Below are 18,193 nucleotides of genomic sequence, written 5' to 3'. Positions count from 1 at the left end.
GAGGGCACTGAAAAAGTCCATTTAAGTCAGTGAAACATTTACTGTTTCACTGGCTTTTTGTTTTATAATAGAGGTATTAACTTATCGCAGGTGGTATATAAAATGATCTCCAACCAACAATCCCTTAGTTTCAGCCCCTATTTACAGATATACGATCTTGTTGTTCCACAAGATAATATGCTTCGTCAAATCAATGATCTTGTGGACTTCAGCTTTATTCTAGAAGAGTTAGAATCAAAGTACTGTCTAGATAACGGTCGTAATGCCGTTCACCCGATCCGTATGTTCAAATATCTCTTGCTTAAATCCATTTTTAATTTATCAGATGTAGATGTGGTCGAACGATCAAAGTATGATATGTCCTTTAAATACTTCCTTGAAATGGCGCCAGAAGATCCTGTTATTGACCCCAGTTCCCTAACGAAGTTTCGTAGGCTTCGTCTAAAAGATGTGGATTTATTAGATATGCTTATAAATAAAAGTGTTGAAATCGCATTAGAGAAAGACATCATTAAAAGTAAAACGATTATTGTTGACTCAACTCACACAAAATCCCGTTATAATCAAAAGTCCGTTAAAGAATTTTTACAGGAAAAATCAAAGAATGTACGTCGGTCTGTCTACCAAATCGATGAATCGATGAAAGAGAATTTACCGGCCAAAACAACAACGAATAGTGTTGAAGATGAATTACAGTACTGCGAAGATCTTATTACCGCCATCGAATCAGAGCCAAGAATTTCAGAATTACCTGCGGTGAAAGAAAAGTTAAATGTATTAAAAGAAGTCGTTGAGGATTGTACAGAACAGTTGAGTTTTTCCATGGATCCAGATGCCAAAGTAGGACATAAATCGGCAGACTCCTCTTTTTTTGGATACAAAACACATTTGGCAATGGCTAACGAACGGATTATTACGGCAGCGGTGATCACAACTGGAGAGAAAAGTGATGGAAAATATCTTCAAGAATTAGTTGAAAAAAGCATCAAAACAGGAATGGAAATTAAAACGGTTATTGGAGATACGGCCTATTCTGAGAAAGAAAATATTCGTTATATAAAAGAAGAAAATTTGGAACTTGTTTCAAAATTGCATCCACATGTAACGCATGGTACGCGAAAAAAAGAGGACGAATTCACGTTTAATAAAGATGCAGGAATATATGTGTGTAAGGCTGGCCATTTGGCGATCCAAAAGAAATTTGAAGAAAGAAAAGGTCAAGATCGAAATCCAAGAATTAAATATTTATTTGATACGAATAAATGCAACACTTGTCCCTTACAAGAGGGCTGTTATAAAAAAGGAGCGAAAACAAAATCCTATTCTGTCACAATAAAATCGACAGAGCATAAAGATCAGGAAGCATTTCAAAAGACGGTTAAATTTAAAGAGCTATCTCGAAATCGATATAAGATTGAGGCTAAGAATAGCGAATTAAAACATGCACACGAGTATGAAACAGCGAAATCCTCGGGTTTATTTGGCATGCAAATTCAAGGGGCAACCACCATATTTGCGGTAAATATAAAACGAATTCTAAAGTTAATAAAGTAAGAAAATGGACAACATAGTCCAAAATTAAGGGATTCAGACAAAAATAAAGCCAATTTCTTTCTAATAATAGACAGAAATTGGCTTTTTTATCTTTATAAGATTTTACCAGGTTAAAGAAAAACGAAAAACCTTAAGAAAATCAGTGCCCTCGCAAAGCTCCTGCGGGGTCTCACCTTTTCCTCTATTGCCCATAGGAGTCGAGGGTCCTCCGCTCCATTTCACTCATATTTAGAAATATTAAATGTTAAACAAGCAAAAAACCGAATGATTAGAAAGGTTCGCTCCCTAATCATTCGGTTCTGTAGTGGTGTTAAATAATTATGTCCCAGCTTCATACCATTGAAAAAATATTTATCTGCACTATTTTAAACTATTCAATCCTATAAAATGTTTTTATTAACTCTTCAACTGCCTCGTTATTTCTTCTAAAATTTCGTCTGATTCTTCTAAGGTTAAATCATCTGTAATGAACATTTCTACACTATAGCTGCCATCTTCTGAATGAATGATCGCTAACACAAAATCGCCCGCATCTCTTTGTAAGTATTCATATTGTACAGCCATTCCATTAATGATCTTTTCCTCCCCACTACCTCCGCCAAGTTCTATCGGTCCTTTTCTATATTGGATACTAATGACGTTTTCACCGGTAAAGGGTCCATAAAGCAAAATGCTATTCTGCTGCTCTTCCCATTGTTTTTGCTTTTCTTCACTATTAAAATTAGCATCTATTTCGCCTTTGTCTTTCCCGTATGAAATCGTTAAATTAGTCGGCTGATCCATCTGAACTGGAAGCATCGTAATAGCAGAGAATAGAATATGAAAACCTTCTATTTCGGGAATCAAAATCGGTTCTCCGTAAAGCAGTTCAGCTTTCTCTTCAATGGATGCTGTTGGATTATTTGTATCCGTCATGAACGTACTTAACAGAATTCCTGATAACAAAATAACCAATAAGGCCGCTGCCGCTGGCAATACGAATTTATAAGATTTTTTAGTTTTTTTGGTCTCTTTCGATTTTTGAGCTATTGATTCTGTAAATTGTTCTACCTCCGTTTGAGTTAGATTCAGTTCGGTAAATACATGATCATCAAGAACCTTTTTAATAATATTCTTGTTGGCATCCATTAAAAATCAAACCTCCTTTTTAATAGATCTCGGCTTCGGATTAATCTTGTTTTAACTGTATTAACGTTCAATCCTAAAAGACTGCTAATCTCATTGGTATCCAGATCCTGATAATAATATAGGATAATAACTTCTCTATATTTAACTGGAAGCTGCATAATATCATTTGCTAATTCTCGATCTCTTACCTGAGCTAAAACTGTTTCTTCCGTATCTTTGTTTGCCTGTTCTTCTTTACCAAACCAATGGGTCATTTGTACTTTACGGTGATGCCAGCTTTTTAAATAATCCTTTGATTTGTTTACTGCGATCTTTAATAACCAATTTTTAATGGAACTGTCGCCTCGAAATTGACTGATGTTATGATATGCTGATATAAATACCTCCTGCGTGATATCTTCCATTGTGTGATGATTTTTCACATACGAAAAAACGATTTTTCGTATGTCATTTACATGAAGTTCAACTATTTTATTAAAATCAGGGTCCACAGACTTCCCTCCTCTTCATTGCTGCTTATTTAAAAGACGATTCCCATGAGTTACAGGGTTCATAATTTATACGATCTAAATCAATGAAACTATACTGCTATAGAAGAATTGTTTTTCCTAAACCCGTTTCCTTTCCATATAAATTACCCACCATAAAAAGAAGCAGCTAAAAATAGCTGCCCCTTAGAGATTACTTCGAAATAATAAATACACCACCACAGTGAGAAATGGGTACGAATTCGCATTTGCATAGATGCTCCAGCGGTGTTTTGATTTCGTTATAAACAAAATAAAATTCATCATCATCCCAGTTCTGCTGATGATCCTGCTTGCATTGATTCAGTTCTTCCCTGCTGGCAAAAGCGATGTCACCTATTAAAATCTTGCCGTCATCAGTCAGAACAGAAAGCAAGTCCGTTATAAAAGTGATTTTTTCATTGTCTGCCAGGTGGTGGAGCGTGTAAGTGCTGACAATGAAATCATATTCATTTCTCATTCTCTCTCTAGGAAGACCCTTTGAAATATCCCACTCTATTAATGCAGCAGCTGGCATTTTTGATTGAGCAATTGAAATCATTTTTGGTGAAAAGTCGATTCCATCAATTAAATGATCATATTGATATAGTTTACTCGAAAGTACACCAGTACCCATACCAATATCTAAAACCTTTGCATGTTTGTGCTGCATAATTTCATTATAAATAGCGTTTAGGATCTTTTTATAGCCTGCAAAAGGATACTGATTCTTGTCTTCACTAATTTGAACAGTCTTGTCGTACTGATCTGCCCATAAATCGAATCCTTGTTGACTTAACATAAATGTTCCTCCAACTTATAAAGTTACTTTCCGAGCATTCCTTTTGAATTACTCGAAAAGCCTGCCCTTTAATTTTATGTTCAACTTTATTCCAATATTATGTACTATTAAAATCCCCGCCTTTCTTTAATAGTATTATATTAACATAAAATTCAAATAATTCCCTCTAAAATGTACAGCCTCTTGGTTAATCAGAAGGATAAATGACCTTTGCATAACTTTCCCAATCTTGCTGATCCGTGTTTAATTCAAGGGTAGGGATAATTGTGTCACTTGCATGTTGTCTCAGGTTATGCTGTGTATGTATTAGATGATCAACTGCCTTTTGTGTTTCTTTTTCCGTTTTACTTTTCCAATGTTCTGGGTTTCTGCTCTTTAATCTATTCTCAGCTTGATCTGTGGAAATTGTAAGAAGAGCACACTTTGCACCAAGCCCGCACAATTCTGCTTCAATTTCCTTAATTTTATGCAATCCAGAATGGGAGAACGCCGTTCGATGATTTAAATGAAATCTTTCAAGAATGAAAAAAACACCTTTGGAACGATGTGAAGCCCCAACTCCTTTAGCCCACAAACTTAATTGTTTCAACATCTTAACCCTTTCGGTAAGAATGTGTAGATGTTCATCTTGATTAAGGAATTTCAACTCTCCATTCACCCTATGTAATACTTGAGAGTAATGTTCACTAAGAACGATGAAACTGCGTTCATTATTATGATCATGACAATGAAGTTTTTTCAATTCATTTAAAATCGATGTTTTACCTGAATTTGAGTAGCCTTCTAGTATTATTCCTCTCATTTGGCTCAACTTTTCTGCTCCCCCTTATTCTTCTAAAATCATGCCAACATAAGCATCTACAAACCTACACCCTCTATAGTTCTTTCATGAAAAGAATCATTGAGGATACAAGTTTACTATATTTAACAGTTTAACATATCCTTGTCTTTCTTTTTTTTAGTACCTGAATATAGGTAATAATCTATGTAAAAAAGCATCGATACGTTAATATCGATGCTTTTTTATTAATTTATGAATGCAATCATCTATTATAATCAAACCTATTTCATAAAATTCAGCTTCTGTACTAATTTCATAAAGTCATCAAAGAAAGGAAAATATTTATTTTGCTGGTGATACCATTTTCGGACAGTTTCAACGATCCAAAATGGAACCGATTTCCCATCGATTAGATGATAATATTCCTCATAACCCTTTTTTAAGTGTTCCCATCTAAGATCATTCCCAGGTTGAACATATTCTGATACATCTAGGATTTTTGCTCTGCCATTTTGCAGCAATATATTCTTCAAATGTATATCTCTAGGATTCAATTCTTTACTTCGAACAAAATCTCGAGCAAGCTCAACATCATTAACTACCTGTTCTGGAATATGAATGCCTTGAAGAACACAATCATAAAGGGTTTTACCTTCTTCATAACTTACCACAATGAAAGTTTCACCAGAACCATAATAGGTTGAAAAAAATGGAGAATCACCAATTTTTTGATAGACTTCAGCTTCAACCTTTACTTTATCTACTTTATCTTTTGCATACACTTTGTAGGCATATTGCGGGGCAGCCAGATATTGAAAAACGGCAGCATCTGTACCAACTCCGATGCACTTAAGATCCTCTACTTCCCCTATTATCGTTACTGGTTCATTATTTGGATTTGATAAAACTGTTATTTTAGATAGTGATTCGATCGCAATTTCCCATTGCACAATAATCTCTCCCTCGACTGGCAGGTGATAAAGCAGAATAATAGTTATCTTTAAATACTATTTCATTGAAACATTCTCTTAAACTATTCATGAGTGATATTAAATATATACAAATCTGATCGAATTTAGAATTAGCTTCGCAGGTGTGAGCAGAAAACATAAAGACAAGATTTTAAAGATGTCTGGTCTTCTGATAGGAACTCACTAAATTTAATCGTTAAGTCACTGGCCTCTAGCGGAAGATCAAATATGAAAACTTGGTACCAGCGCCCAAGCAATTCGCCAATGGCTGGACTGCCATAAAAGAGCCTATTTCAGCCATTATGCCAGCCTTTTGTGCTCTGCTCTCTTCCATCTTTATGATCTCTCACCTTACTCACCACTCATTAGTGATTGTTAATGTATACGTATAGAATTGAAATAAGTTTCATGTACGTTCTTATAGTAGGTCGCCTTTACTCTTATATTTGGGAGTGATAAACTGTCTCTATTCTAGAAGAGGGTGATTGTTATTCAGCACGAATTAACGATGATGAGCATTGTGATCGTCATTGCGCTTGGCATATTTTCACAGTGGCTTGCCTGGCGAATCCAATGGCCGTCAATAGTTATCATGACAATAGCTGGACTTTTGATTGGTCCAGTCATGGGTCTTGTAAATCCGCAAGCAGGATTAGGGGAACTGTATAGTCCTATTATTTCTCTTGCTGTGGCACTGATTTTATTCGAGGGCAGCACAAGCCTTGATATTCGTGAACTGAAGGGAATTTCTAAATCGGTTTTTCGTATTGTCAGCCTTGGTGCTCTTTTGGCCTGGATTGGGGGTTCTCTGGCGGCCCATTTTATTGCGGGTCTAAGTCTTGAGATTTCTTTTATCATTGGCGGATTATTTGTTGTAACTGGGCCTACAGTCATTATTCCAATGCTAAGACAAGCAAAATTGCCGCCGCGTGTTTCTTCTGTATTAAAATGGGAAGGAATTATTGTCGATCCGATTGGTCCGCTGCTGGCTTTGTTTGCCTATGAGATCATAAAAATAACTTCGGACCCTTTTCAATTCACGGATTTCATACCATTTTTTATAGATTCCATCTTAGCCATATCGGTAGGTTACACGATTGGAATTGTCCTTAGCTTCTTAGTTAGCAAGGGGTTATTTCCGGAATATCTAAAATCCCCGATCATCTTTTGCTTTGTATTAATTTGTTTTACATTTGGTGAAGCCATTATGCATGAAACTGGGATGCTGGCAGTTACTGTTATGGGATTAACATTAGCGAGGTCCAAAAAATATGTTCATTCGATTGGAAGCATTGGGCATTTTATGGAGAACATCTCTGTTATGCTTACTTCGACTGTGTTCATTTTATTGACAGCCTCCCTAACAAGAGAAACCATTATGGATGTATTTACATGGCCAATCCTCCTTTTCGTTTTCTGTATGCTTTTCCTTGTTCGGCCATTATCCATTTGGATTTCTACCATTGGGACGGAGCTAACATTACATGAAAAAACACTGGTAGGCTGGGTCGCGCCCAGAGGAATCGTTGCTTTAACTGTATCTGGATATTTTGCTGAGTTATTAAGTAATGACGGCTATCCCTATGTTTCCATCTTAACTCCGCTTACATTAGCATTAGTCTTTATCACAGTATGTGCTCATGGATTTACGATCGCACCATTAGCTCGAAAACTGGGTTTGACCACTACAGATTCGCCAGGCGCTATAATGGTTGGCGCAAGCAGTTTTTCCATTTCCTTTGCCAAGAGTTTAAAAGACATGGGGATATCCGTTATTATTACAGATACATCTGACGATAAATTATTTCGTGCTAGAAAGCTTGGAATTCCTACTTATCATGGAGAAATTTTGTCTGAACATAGTGAGTTTGAAATCGATATGTCACCGTATGATTCTATCTTAGCTTTAAAGGGAGACGCTGCGTATAATGCACTTGTCTGTCAAACATATGTGCCCGAATTCGGCTATAACCATATATTTTCCCTTCCTGTCGGAGGACATCAAACGGATCACAAAGAAATACCTGTCGCGATTAAAGGGAACTTGCTGTTTGGTGAAGAGGAGACATTTACCGAACTCAATAAAAAAGTAAATATCGGCTATACGCTGCAAACCATTACTATGGAAGAAAAACAAACTGTTCTAAAAAAAGATTTACAGCTTGACGGGATACCTCTATGCATTAAACGGAAAAATGGCAATCTGACATTTGTTACATTAAAGGATAAAATGGTCCTGGAAGCAGGAGATCAGGTATTGCTGCTGAGACTGGAGAAATGATTGCTTTTTGAGAAGCACGCGTAAGATTGGAGAAATAAGTGAGGCTGGGACATAAGTATTTAACAGACCCATAGAACCGAATGGTTAGGAAGTCATCTTTCTAATCATTCGGTTTTTTATTTATGATTATAAAATACATTTTATTAACATGAGTGAAATGGAGCGAAGGACACTTGACTCCTGTGGGCAATAGAGGAAAAGGTGAGACCCCGCAGGAGCTTGCTCCGAGGAGGCTCAACTTTTGATCCCACGAAAAAACAGGGTCCGCAGCGCAGGTGGAACGGACTTGTTTAAATACCCAAACCAAGATATATTGAATATTCGTGTTTTAGAAGATTAATTTTATTTTGTCCCATCCTCTTTTGCGCTGCTCATTCCCTGCATCTCAACCAAAATAGGTTAAGATCGCAATGTTTTCAGAGCCCTGCTCCAGGCATTCACTTGTTCGAGCATCGTATTCACATTTTCCAAATGAAGATCAGCAGGTTTGAACTCGCTGAAGTTTTCAAAGTCTGTGAATAAGGAAAGTGTAGGATGTGTACGTACGTCAGCGATTTGAAGCTCAGCTAAAATTCCCCGTAAGTGTTCAGCTGCACGTGCTCCTCCTGTTGAGCCATAGCTTACAATTCCAGCTGCTTTGTTATACCATTCATCGCGTGCTAAGTCTAAGGCATTTTTAAGTGCACCTGTGATGCTGTGGTTGTATTCTTGAACAATAAAAACAAATCCATCTAGGCTAGTAAGTTTTTCAGACCATTTTTTAATGCCTTCTGCTTCACTAGTCGTACCTAAAAACGGCAGGTTATAATCAGCGATATCTACGATTTCATAATTTGCATCCTGACGCTGATCTGCAATTCCTTTTACCCATTCTCCCACTTGCGGACTTACTCGGCCTTCGCGCGTACTTCCTAATATTATTCCAATTTTTAAATTTGCCATCTTAATTGCCTCCCTTATTTCTTGCATAACTGTGTTCTGTTACCCTACATGCAATACAAAATGCTAATTAGTTACTTTATGTAAGTTAGTATATTTTATTAATTAATTTCTGTCAAGTAACTGAGTTTTCTTATGTAATTTCATTTCTCTCCTACAAATGATATAATAAATACTATAAGGAGTGAACGAATGATGAAAGAAAACGACATTTGTCCTCGCTTTGAAAAAGCCATTTCGATTCTCAGCCAACGCTGGACAGCTCTTTTGATTCACCAGCTTTTAACTGGGCCAAAACGTTTCGGAACGATTCAATCAGCCGTAGGCATTAGCGGGAAGGTATTATCCGAACGCTTAAAAGAAATGGAAAAGCAAGGAATTATTAAACGAAAAGTTATCCCTGAAACCCCCGTGATTATTGAGTACTCTTTAACAGAGAAAGGCATTTCTTTAGAACCTGTCTTACTTGAGGTTGAAAAATGGTCTCAGCAATGGATTTCAGCGGATGAAACATAATCCATTTACCTCTTAATTGAAGAGATAAACATAAACACAAAAAAAAGAGGGGATTCCCTCTTTTTTTATGCTGTTTCTAACCTGCTGACTAGAATTTTCAGCTTCTGTCTGGCCCGATATAAGCGTGTCTTTACGGTATTCTGGTTTATACGAAGCAGATCCGCGATTTCTTGTTCTTTCAACCCTTGTTGAAGCTTTAATAGCAGAATGGTTTGGTAACGTGCTGACAGCTGATGAATAGCCTTATATAAATTCTGATTAAATAGTGATGCCTCTACATCCTTTTCGACATTTTGATCTGTCTGCAGCGAACTTGCTTCGAGCTGGATATGCTCCATAGACATCACAAAGCCTTTTTTCTCTTTTCGGACAATATCAATTGCAGTTCTAGCAGCAATCACAGCTAACCAAGCCCCTACTTTTTGTGAATCTTCAACACATCGTATATTCTTAATCGCCTTAATATATGTTTCATGCACAGCATCCTCAGCCAGCTGCTGATCTCTAGTGATTCGATAGGCAACGTGATAGAGCCGATTAAAATAACGTTCATATAATTCATTGAAATAATCTTCGTCCATAATGGTCCCTACTTTTTTATATATTTACTTTTTGAAGCACTATGCTAACTTTAAATAAATCACCGTCTGTATCAATGACTAATTCTCCGTCATGCAAATCTATGATTGATTTTGCAATGGCAAGTCCTAATCCAGAACCTTCCGTATGCCGTGAAGTATCTCCTCTTTTAAAACGCTCAAATAATTCTTCACTTTCATCATTTAATTCATATTTTGAGATATTTTTAAATATAATCTTAGCCTGATCATTTTCTTCTAAAAGCGATATATAAACGCGTGAATGTTCAAGAGAGTATTTCAATATATTTGATATTAAATTATCGAAAACCCGCCAGACTTTTTGCCCGTCTACTAGAGCAAATACGGGGCTTTCCATGATCGACAGTCTGAACTGAAGATTCGAATTTTGTATGTCTGTATCATACTCGGCAATCGCCTGATGAAGCAGCTGCACTAAATCTCCCTTTTCTTTAGATAGCTCGACGTTTCCGCTTGCCATCTTAGAGACTTCGAATAAATCCTCAATTAAGCCTTTTAGTCTATTCGATTTTTGATCAATGATGTCAAGATACGAGGCACGCTCTTGGTCTGTTAGCTGTTGTGACTTGAGCAGTTCTGTATAATTAATGATCGATGTTAAAGGCGTTCTTAAATCATGTGAAACATTCGTAATAAGCTCTGTTTTTAGCCGTTCACTTTTGGCTTGTTCCTTTTGCGATGCTTTTACAATTTGTCTAAGCGCATTCAAATCCTTCGCCATGTTTGCCAAATCTGTTTGTTCAGGAATATGTAAATCTTCCCCAAGCTTTCCTTGTGCCAGCTCGTTTGTTTTTTTGGCAAGCTGCTGAAGCGTACCCACATTCCTCACAAACAAGATGATCGCTGGTATGCATACCACTCCTAAAAGAAGAAGATATATGACGATAAAAAGAGGATGAATCATCATCGTAAAACCACATAGACCAGTAAAGAAAATGCTTCCGAGCAGCAGCATGACTTGTGTTCCCAGCGGTTGATCTAAGAAGGCACCTTTAATGTCTCCCCTAAGATTCTTGAACCACCTGCGGCATACTGAAAGAAGCCGGTAGCTGATTCCATTCTTCCAGTCATCCGCAATTGCAGCAGGATCAGTCAGCACGCCAAATAGAAAAACGGATTGAATAATGGCGAGTGAAAAACAAATATAATAGCCTAGGAAGGATACAATTAATTCGTTTAGAAAATAGCTATCATCTAATAGGTAGCGAGTACTATGATGGATAAAATCCAGTGACATAAATGCACCGATAAAAGCTAGAATACAAAGGATCACACGAGTATCGATTGGTAATTTTTCGTAGTAGTGCTTTATTTGATGAATTTCTGCGGTAATAAGCTTCGATTTTCTGATTATTACGATTGATAGGATCAGCAGAATAAGACTCGTTACAGCCAGCAGAATAAACAGCTTCTGCGTATCTTCAAATTTATGCATTTCATAGATATATTGATTTTGTTCTGGCAATGAACGAGCTAAAGCAATTTTTCCATTGAATTCACTGTAGTCAACCTTTTCTAGCTCTCTTGGCAGCTCTCCAAGCGGCAGCATATAAAAGTCTGACATCACATCACCAATTGTATAATCAGTGAAAAAGTATGTATGTTCACTAGTAAAATAAGTATCCGCTGTCGCGTCAGCTTCTAAATTTGTATACGTTTTTCCTGTAACCGTGTTTTCAAAGTAATAGGTAAATGTTTTAGCAGAATCAGTAAAATGTTCTTTAAAGCGCTCTTTTTCTTGATAAAATTCTTCGAGTTTTGCTTGTTTTTCAGCCTTGACCTTTGGTATAACATATTCATCGCTTTCGAAGTTTTGGGTGATATCTTCTATTTTATTGTCTCTCTCTTCAATATACGCATCTGCAGCCTTCTGGTTATTTGAATTTAATGCCGTTTGAACCCGCTCTTCATATTGCATCATAATATTATCAATTTGTTCCTGCAGTTCTCCGTATCTGTATCGATGTTCCTCAATGTCTTCTTTTGAGACCATAATATTTTCTTTTGCTTCTTCGAGTGTGACATTGTTTAATTCATATATATTTAGTAAAGCTGCAAACTGTCCTAAATTCATTTGAAATTCATCGGTCTGAAAATAATTGTCTTTATGAAAGAATTCATTTGAATACAATATGGCTGTGAATAATCCGCTCGTTCCATAAGCAAGCAGCATGGAGCAAATAAAGATGAGGAACTTACCTTTCCATTTTGTAGCCAATGCCCCACACCACCTTTAAATACCTTGGATTTTTCGGATCAATTTCAATTTTTTCACGTATTTTGCGTATATGTACAGCAACCGTATTTTCTGCGTTATAACAAGGTTCTTTCCATACTTTTTCATAGATTTCATTAATCGAAAAAACGGTGCCAGCATTCGTGATCAGCAGCTCTGTTATTTTATATTCGATTGGTGTCAGCTTTATGGACTCTCCATTCAAACAGACTTCCTTTGCAGCTGTATTTAATGTCAGTCCGTTTAGGTTAATCTCTTTTTTTGCTCCTTCAAAATTCCCAAAGGTTACATATCTGCGCAGCTGGGATTTTACTCGTGCAACTAGCTCCATTGGATTAAAAGGCTTGGTGACATAATCATCTGCACCTACCTGAAGTCCTAAAATTTTGTCTGTATCCTCACTTTTCGCACTTAGTATAATAATCGGGATATTCTTTTCTTCTCTAATTTTATAGGTTGCTCCAATTCCATCTAATCTTGGCATCATGATATCCAAGATTATGAGGTGTATTTCGCGGTGCTGAAGTACTTCCAATGCTTCCACTCCATCGCTTGCTTTTACCACCGTAATGCCTTCATTTTTTAAATAAATTTCAATTGCATCACGGATTTCCTTTTCATCATCCACAACTAGCACATTATAGTTTGCCATCGTTCTGTCCAGCCTTCTTCCTTCTCACTACTTTATTAATTCCTATCTTACTAGAAAAATCTTAACAAATGGATAGCAAAAATCTTAAGAATTTCTTAAAAAACGATGAAACGAATTTTCTCGGCCTTTCATGTAAATTGAGAGAACACCATTTCACCTGCGCAAACGGTTGAAAGCTATTAATGCTATCGTCATTTCCCACAAAAAAAGCCTGCTCCTCTAATAGGAACAGACCTTACATGTTAGTCATATAAGATTGAAAGAAACGTTAAGATTATTTTTGTTCTGCCAATACATCCGCAAATGCCTTCACATACGGAGGCAGGTCTGGCGGTCTGCGGCTAGACACGATGTGGCCATCTGTGACAACAGCTTCGTCACTCCAAATAGCACCTGCATTTGTCATATCATCTTTTATGCCAGGGGTACTAGTAACTTTTTTACCTTGTAAAATATTTGCGGAAATGAGCACCCAGCCTGCGTGACAAATTTGGCCGATTGCTTTTTTCTTTTCATCCATATGCTTCACCATATTCAATACTTCCGGATATCGTCTTAATTTGTCAGGCGCCCATCCGCCTGGAACAAGAATCGCATCATATTCCTCCACATTGATCTCTGTAAACGCATATGCAGATTGAGCAGGAACACCATATTTTCCGATATATTGTTTGTTCGCCTCTTTCCCGACTAAATCAACCGTCGCTCCCTCTTCCTGAAGCCGTAAAATGGGATACCACAATTCTAAATCCTCAAATTCACTCTCAACTAGTGCAATGACTTTCTTATCCTTTAATCTCATTATGTATCCCTCCTTCTATTGATATCTTTAGTATACAGGAATTAATGGACCAAGAGCCAGGAAGACGGTTTTCCTGGCTCTAATCTAATCTTTGATATCCTTAATCTCTCACAGTTCTAAAGACAAATTAAAACCTTCCCCTGAAACAGCTCCTCTAAACCCGGCTGCTGCTTCGCGAGGAGATGGTGCATTCATGATTGCTGAGACGATTGCAGCTCCTGCAAGGTTTTTTTGGTACAGTTGTGTGATGTTGCTAAGGTTGATACCGCCGATTGCCACCGCAGGAATAGAAACGGATTTGGCTGTTTTTTCCAGCATGCCGGACGGAAGCAGGTTCGCATCTCCTTTTGAGGTTGTTGGGAATGCTGCCCCTACACCGACATAGTCAGCTCCATTTTGCTCTGCAGCCATTGCTTCTGCTGGATTGGAAACAGACACCCCAACAATCATGGAAGCTGGCACGATTGCCCGGATAGCACTTAAGGGCAAATCTGATTGACCAACATGCACACCTGCAGCTTGAACAGCTAAAGCTACATCTACTCGATCGTTTATAATGAGAGGAACATGATATTGATCTAATAGCTTTTTCAAATACAGGGCTTTTTCATAAAACAGCTTTCCTTCACTCGTTTTCTCGCGCAGTTGAACAATAGTTGCCCCGCCTTTAACCGCTTCTTCAACGATATAAAGCAAATCTTTTAGATTACGGGATTCCTCCGTCACCAAATAAACGCTGTAGTCTACCCTCATCGTAATTGAACCTCTCTCTCCCAAACACTATCATCCATCAGAAAAATTTCATCCATTAATTTTACTTTAAAGGTACCGATCCCTTCTCCTTCTTTCATTCTTCCCTTAGCACGCTCGCCAGCCAGACTCATAACACCCATACCAACAACCGCCGCAGAAAAATAATCTTTTGTAACTCCTGCACAAGAAGCAATTAAAGCGGTTGTCATGCATCCGGTACCTGTTACAGATGTTAACCAAATGTCACCATTGTCGATTTCTGCTACTCTTGTTCCATCAGAAATATGATCCTGTTTTCCGCTAATGACGACAATGGCATTTAACTTTTCAGCAGCAAGCTTGGCTAAATCTGCAGAAGCTAACGATAGTTCGCCAGCATCGACACCTCTCGTATTTGCTTTTCCTCCAATCAAAGCCAATACCTCGGTTCCATTGCCTCTGACAATATCAACCTTCACTTCTTTTAAGAAATCCATCGCCCTTTGTGTTCTAAATGATGTGGCGCCAACCCCCACCGGATCAAATACGACTGGAATTCCTTTTCTATTTGCTGCTTTTCCTGCACGTACCATTGATTCATACATAGAAGAGGTAATCGTGCCAAAATTAATGACTAGTCCATCTGCAAGTCCAGCCATCGCTTCCACTTCCTCTAAGCTAGTCGCCATAACAGGAGAAGCACCAATAGCCAATGTAGCATTTGCACAATCATTGATCGTAACATTATTCGTAATTTGATGGATTAATGGTTTGCCTGTTTCTAAGAGTTTGAAAATTGAACTGACATTTATTTGCTCCATTGTTTCTCTTCCTCCTGGTACATATTTGCTTTCCTATATAAATCATAAAAATGGTGGGTAGGCCCATGTCCATTTCCAATATCGAGGCTATGCTGGATCGCCGTATGAATATATGATTTGCCTCTTTTCACCGCTTCAAGCATATCCAGTCCCCGAGCAAGGTTTGCTGCAATAGCTGAAGAAAGAGTACAGCCTGTTCCATGTGTATTTTTTGTATCAATTCTTTTACCATTTATCCAATGAAAATCGGTTCCATCATAAAATAAGTCATCTGGATCTCCTTGCATATGTCCGCCTTTTAACAAAACGGATTTAGCTCCCAGCGCTGTAATTTCAACACATGCTTTTTCCATCAGATCCTTGCTTGTGATCTGAAAACCAAGAATGACCTCAGCTTCTGGAATATTTGGCGTAATCAATGTTGCTTGTGGCAGCATGTATTGTATTAAACCCTCAACCGCTTCTTCTCTCAGCAGATGGTGACCGCCTTTTGAGACCATTACAGGATCCAGAACGATATGAGCTGGAGCATATTGTTGCAATCCTTCTGCTACTATTTTAATGGTGGCTGTAGATGAAAGCATGCCAATTTTCACCGCATCCACACTGATATCATCAAACACTGCTTCTATTTGGTCTTGAATAATGTCTGGATCAATATCCTGTACAGACCGTACTTCTTGTGTATTTTGTGCAGTAATGGCCGTGATGACCGACATCCCAAAAACACCATTTGCCGCAAATGATTTTAAATCTGCTTGAATGCCTGCGCCTCCGCCTGAATCAGAACCTGCAATCGTCAATGCTGTCTTCATTGTAAAATGCCTCCTAAAGCTTTATTTTTCACCATCACTTTTAATAATCCGTAACCCATCAAAGCACCTGTAAAGCTGCTAAAGATAAATGCAGGCACAAATCCAAATAGTGTTGCTTCCTGTCCAAGAAATAAAACAGCGATTGGATAAGTCGCCATCGCTCCTAAAATTCCTGTTCCAACAACTTCCCCAAAGGCAGCAAAGCTTAGTTTACGAGTTTTCGAGTATAATACGGCCGCTAAAAAAGCACCAATCATACTGCCCGGATAAGCAAAAATACTGCCTGTGCCGAGCATATTTCTTAATGTCGATGAAAGGAAGGCTTGAATGACTGCGTACCAAGGTCCCAGCAAAACAGCTGACAATACATTTGCAAAATGCTGAATAGGGAAGATTTTTGCAAATCCAACCGGTATGTAAATGAGACTGCTGGAAACCGTTGTAATGGCTGCAATAAAAGCCGTAATGGTTAGTTTCTTTGTTCTGTTCATAATTAATATTTCCCCCTTTAATATGTTTGGTTGTAAAACTTACACAATTTAATTCTCGTATTCTCTCCTTTGTCACTGAAAATGGGTAAAAAGCCAAATAAAAAACCGCTTCTAAAGCAGAAGCGGTTAACCTTTAGCACAATCTGTGCCAATGTTAACTGCTTCCCTACGCTAGTTCTAACTAGATCAGGTTCAAAGAGTACATCTCAGCCCAAAGGCGCCCCCAGCAGAATTCAAAACAAAAACCACCCGTGGAAACACGCGTGGCGAATATGTATAGAATTAAAGTTCAATCTATATCACTTCCCTACGCCAGTGTAAACAGGATCAGGTTCAAAGGGTTTGGCGCTGCTGCAGCCATCTCAGTCTAATAAAGACACCCCTAGTGTTTGAAGTATTCATTTTTCAACACTATCATATCATCTTTACACCATTTTGCAAACGTTATACTTTTTCAAAAAAATGCTCAATATCCTTTTTTTGTTCTTCATAAAGTTTCTCCCCCATTACAGTCAGTTCCTGTAAGAATGTTACATCATCAAAAGGCATTTCCTTCTGCAATTCGGCATTCAGCCGTAAATAATGATCGTGAAGCAAATGGCGGCAATGATATGAAATTGCTTCTGAAGAAATATGCAGAGCAAGATCAAGCAGTTTTGGTGTGATTCTCATTGATGGAAATTGGAAGGGCAGCCAGCTTTGAGCCCCCCATTCTCTGCCTTCCTGATCTTGAAAGGAAATGGATTGCAAGCCCGTTCCAATGGATAGGACTTGAATATCTTCAAGATTCTGATGAAAAAAACTCAGTGCCTCTGTAATGGTCACTAACGAAGGATTATTTGCCCATAACCCGCCATCAATTGCCAAATGTTTATTTTGCATTTCATTTGGAGGAAAATAAACAGGAGCAGAACAGGATGAAAGCACAGCATCCCACAGTTTAACGCTTTCCTTCTTCTCTCCCTCGCTCCGTACATGAGATCGATGTACATATGGCTTTCCTTTATTTATATCTACCGCTGGCAATAGTAAAGGTTTTTTCACTTCAGACAGCAAAATTTCACCATATGCATCTTGTAAATAATTTCGCAAATGATGGTTAGTATAAATACTTTTAAAAAAACCTACTTTCGCATTTCTTTCAAATATTTTTTCACCATGCTTGTAATAACTATCGTAAATGTCTTCCATTTCTTTTCCTATCGCTGCTGCTGCCGCAATAATGGCACCCGTGCTCGTTCCTGCCAGTACGTCAAATAGATCAGCTATTTTACATTTATATTGTTTTTCAATGTTTTTTAAGACCGTAATCGCCAGAATACCCCGTATTCCGCCGCCATCAATGGATAATATTTTCACATACTCACCTATTTGTCTGTTTCCCATAATGTTTCCCTGTATAATGCCAGCTATACAGACAATTGTTTGTTAAAATAAAGTCAGCATACGAAGACGAACTATGTTTCATGTGCAATTTTGTTAAAAGGGAATCATTTTTAACTGGACAGAATTATTGCGGTTTTCATTTTTACAGTAATTTATTTCT

At 37.7% G+C, this 18,193-nt stretch carries 18 protein-coding genes and 2 riboswitches; of the genes, 3 read left to right on the top strand and 15 right to left on the bottom strand.

Going from position 1 to position 18,193, the window contains the following annotated elements:
* Nucleotides 1–102 precede the first annotated feature (102 nt).
* Nucleotides 103–1,554 carry an IS1182 family transposase gene (locus B7E07_RS11550; RefSeq protein ID WP_080843532.1) on the top strand — a complete coding sequence of 484 codons (1,452 nt, stop codon included), beginning with the start codon at nucleotides 103–105 and terminating at the stop codon, nucleotides 1,552–1,554.
* A gap of 396 nt (nucleotides 1,555–1,950) precedes the next feature.
* Here B7E07_RS11550 and B7E07_RS11545 read toward each other — a convergent pair whose 3' ends face one another.
* The 5 genes from B7E07_RS11545 to B7E07_RS11525 form a co-directional block, all read right to left on the bottom strand.
* Entirely contained in the window at nucleotides 1,951–2,682 is a 732-nt protein-coding gene (locus B7E07_RS11545; protein WP_080846008.1) for a hypothetical protein, read from the bottom strand.
* The gene (locus tag B7E07_RS11540; RefSeq protein ID WP_080846007.1) at nucleotides 2,682–3,173 is read right to left on the bottom strand and encodes a sigma-70 family RNA polymerase sigma factor; all 492 of its coding nucleotides are present in this window, start codon (nucleotides 3,171–3,173) and stop codon (nucleotides 2,682–2,684) included. The genes B7E07_RS11545 and B7E07_RS11540 overlap by 1 nt, the downstream gene beginning before the upstream one ends.
* A 190-nt stretch (nucleotides 3,174–3,363) precedes the next feature.
* Nucleotides 3,364–3,990, bottom strand: a complete 627-nt coding sequence (locus B7E07_RS11535) for a class I SAM-dependent methyltransferase (protein WP_080846006.1) — start codon at nucleotides 3,988–3,990, stop codon at nucleotides 3,364–3,366.
* Between the two features lie 187 nt (nucleotides 3,991–4,177).
* Nucleotides 4,178–4,792: a hypothetical protein gene (locus B7E07_RS11530; RefSeq protein ID WP_257391543.1), complete on the bottom strand. Its 615-nt coding sequence runs from the start codon at nucleotides 4,790–4,792 to the stop codon at nucleotides 4,178–4,180.
* Between the two features lie 260 nt (nucleotides 4,793–5,052).
* Nucleotides 5,053–5,727, bottom strand: coding sequence for a serine/threonine protein kinase (locus B7E07_RS11525; protein ID WP_080846004.1), 675 nt, complete (start codon nucleotides 5,725–5,727; stop codon nucleotides 5,053–5,055).
* Between the two features lie 526 nt (nucleotides 5,728–6,253).
* On the opposite strand from B7E07_RS11525, the gene B7E07_RS11520 reads away from it, so the two are divergent.
* Entirely contained in the window at nucleotides 6,254–8,023 is a 1,770-nt protein-coding gene (locus B7E07_RS11520; RefSeq protein WP_080849175.1) for a cation:proton antiporter, read from the top strand.
* Nucleotides 8,024–8,422: 399 nt separating this feature from the next.
* On the opposite strand, the gene B7E07_RS11515 is transcribed toward B7E07_RS11520, so the two are convergent.
* A complete protein-coding gene (locus B7E07_RS11515) occupies nucleotides 8,423–8,965 on the bottom strand; it encodes an NADPH-dependent FMN reductase (protein ID WP_080846003.1) in 543 nt (180 codons plus the stop codon).
* A gap of 192 nt (nucleotides 8,966–9,157) precedes the next feature.
* On the opposite strand from B7E07_RS11515, the gene B7E07_RS11510 reads away from it, so the two are divergent.
* Complete coding sequence (locus tag B7E07_RS11510) at nucleotides 9,158–9,478, top strand: winged helix-turn-helix transcriptional regulator (RefSeq protein ID WP_080849174.1); 321 nt, start codon at nucleotides 9,158–9,160, stop codon at nucleotides 9,476–9,478.
* A gap of 65 nt (nucleotides 9,479–9,543) precedes the next feature.
* On the opposite strand, the gene B7E07_RS11505 is transcribed toward B7E07_RS11510, so the two are convergent.
* From B7E07_RS11505 to B7E07_RS11465, 9 genes are all read right to left on the bottom strand, one after another.
* Complete coding sequence (locus B7E07_RS11505; RefSeq protein WP_080846002.1) at nucleotides 9,544–10,059, bottom strand: RNA polymerase sigma factor; 516 nt, start codon at nucleotides 10,057–10,059, stop codon at nucleotides 9,544–9,546.
* A gap of 16 nt (nucleotides 10,060–10,075) precedes the next feature.
* The gene (locus B7E07_RS11500; RefSeq protein WP_080846001.1) at nucleotides 10,076–12,316 is read right to left on the bottom strand and encodes a sensor histidine kinase; all 2,241 of its coding nucleotides are present in this window, start codon (nucleotides 12,314–12,316) and stop codon (nucleotides 10,076–10,078) included.
* Entirely contained in the window at nucleotides 12,294–12,986 is a 693-nt protein-coding gene (locus B7E07_RS11495; protein WP_080846000.1) for a response regulator transcription factor, read from the bottom strand. Before B7E07_RS11495 ends, B7E07_RS11500 begins: the two co-directional genes overlap by 23 nt.
* Nucleotides 12,987–13,260: 274 nt before the next feature.
* Nucleotides 13,261–13,788 carry a type 1 glutamine amidotransferase domain-containing protein gene (locus tag B7E07_RS11490; protein WP_080845999.1) on the bottom strand — a complete coding sequence of 176 codons (528 nt, stop codon included), beginning with the start codon at nucleotides 13,786–13,788 and terminating at the stop codon, nucleotides 13,261–13,263.
* A gap of 108 nt (nucleotides 13,789–13,896) precedes the next feature.
* Nucleotides 13,897–14,565: a thiamine phosphate synthase gene (thiE, locus tag B7E07_RS11485; RefSeq protein ID WP_257391438.1), complete on the bottom strand. Its 669-nt coding sequence runs from the start codon at nucleotides 14,563–14,565 to the stop codon at nucleotides 13,897–13,899.
* A complete protein-coding gene (gene thiM, locus B7E07_RS11480) occupies nucleotides 14,538–15,341 on the bottom strand; it encodes a hydroxyethylthiazole kinase (RefSeq protein ID WP_080845997.1) in 804 nt (267 codons plus the stop codon). The genes thiE and thiM overlap by 28 nt, the downstream gene beginning before the upstream one ends.
* Complete coding sequence (thiD, locus tag B7E07_RS11475) at nucleotides 15,329–16,156, bottom strand: bifunctional hydroxymethylpyrimidine kinase/phosphomethylpyrimidine kinase (RefSeq protein WP_080845996.1); 828 nt, start codon at nucleotides 16,154–16,156, stop codon at nucleotides 15,329–15,331. Before thiD ends, thiM begins: the two co-directional genes overlap by 13 nt.
* A complete protein-coding gene (thiW, locus tag B7E07_RS11470; protein ID WP_080845995.1) occupies nucleotides 16,153–16,647 on the bottom strand; it encodes an energy coupling factor transporter S component ThiW in 495 nt (164 codons plus the stop codon). Before thiW ends, thiD begins: the two co-directional genes overlap by 4 nt.
* Nucleotides 16,648–16,793: 146 nt before the next feature.
* Nucleotides 16,794–16,882: riboswitch (TPP riboswitch) on the bottom strand.
* Between the two features lie 52 nt (nucleotides 16,883–16,934).
* Nucleotides 16,935–17,041: riboswitch (TPP riboswitch) on the bottom strand.
* Between the two features lie 50 nt (nucleotides 17,042–17,091).
* Nucleotides 17,092–18,033, bottom strand: coding sequence for a CBASS cGAMP-activated phospholipase (locus B7E07_RS11465; protein ID WP_257391437.1), 942 nt, complete (start codon nucleotides 18,031–18,033; stop codon nucleotides 17,092–17,094).
* Nucleotides 18,034–18,193: the final 160 nt, after the last annotated feature.

Source organism: Cytobacillus gottheilii, from assembly GCF_900166665.1.
GTDB classification, from domain to species: Bacteria; Bacillota; Bacilli; order Bacillales; family Cytobacillaceae; genus Cytobacillus; species Cytobacillus gottheilii_A.
The sequence above is the reverse complement of the archived record's forward strand: the minus strand, read 5'-3'. Positions and strand labels throughout refer to the sequence as shown.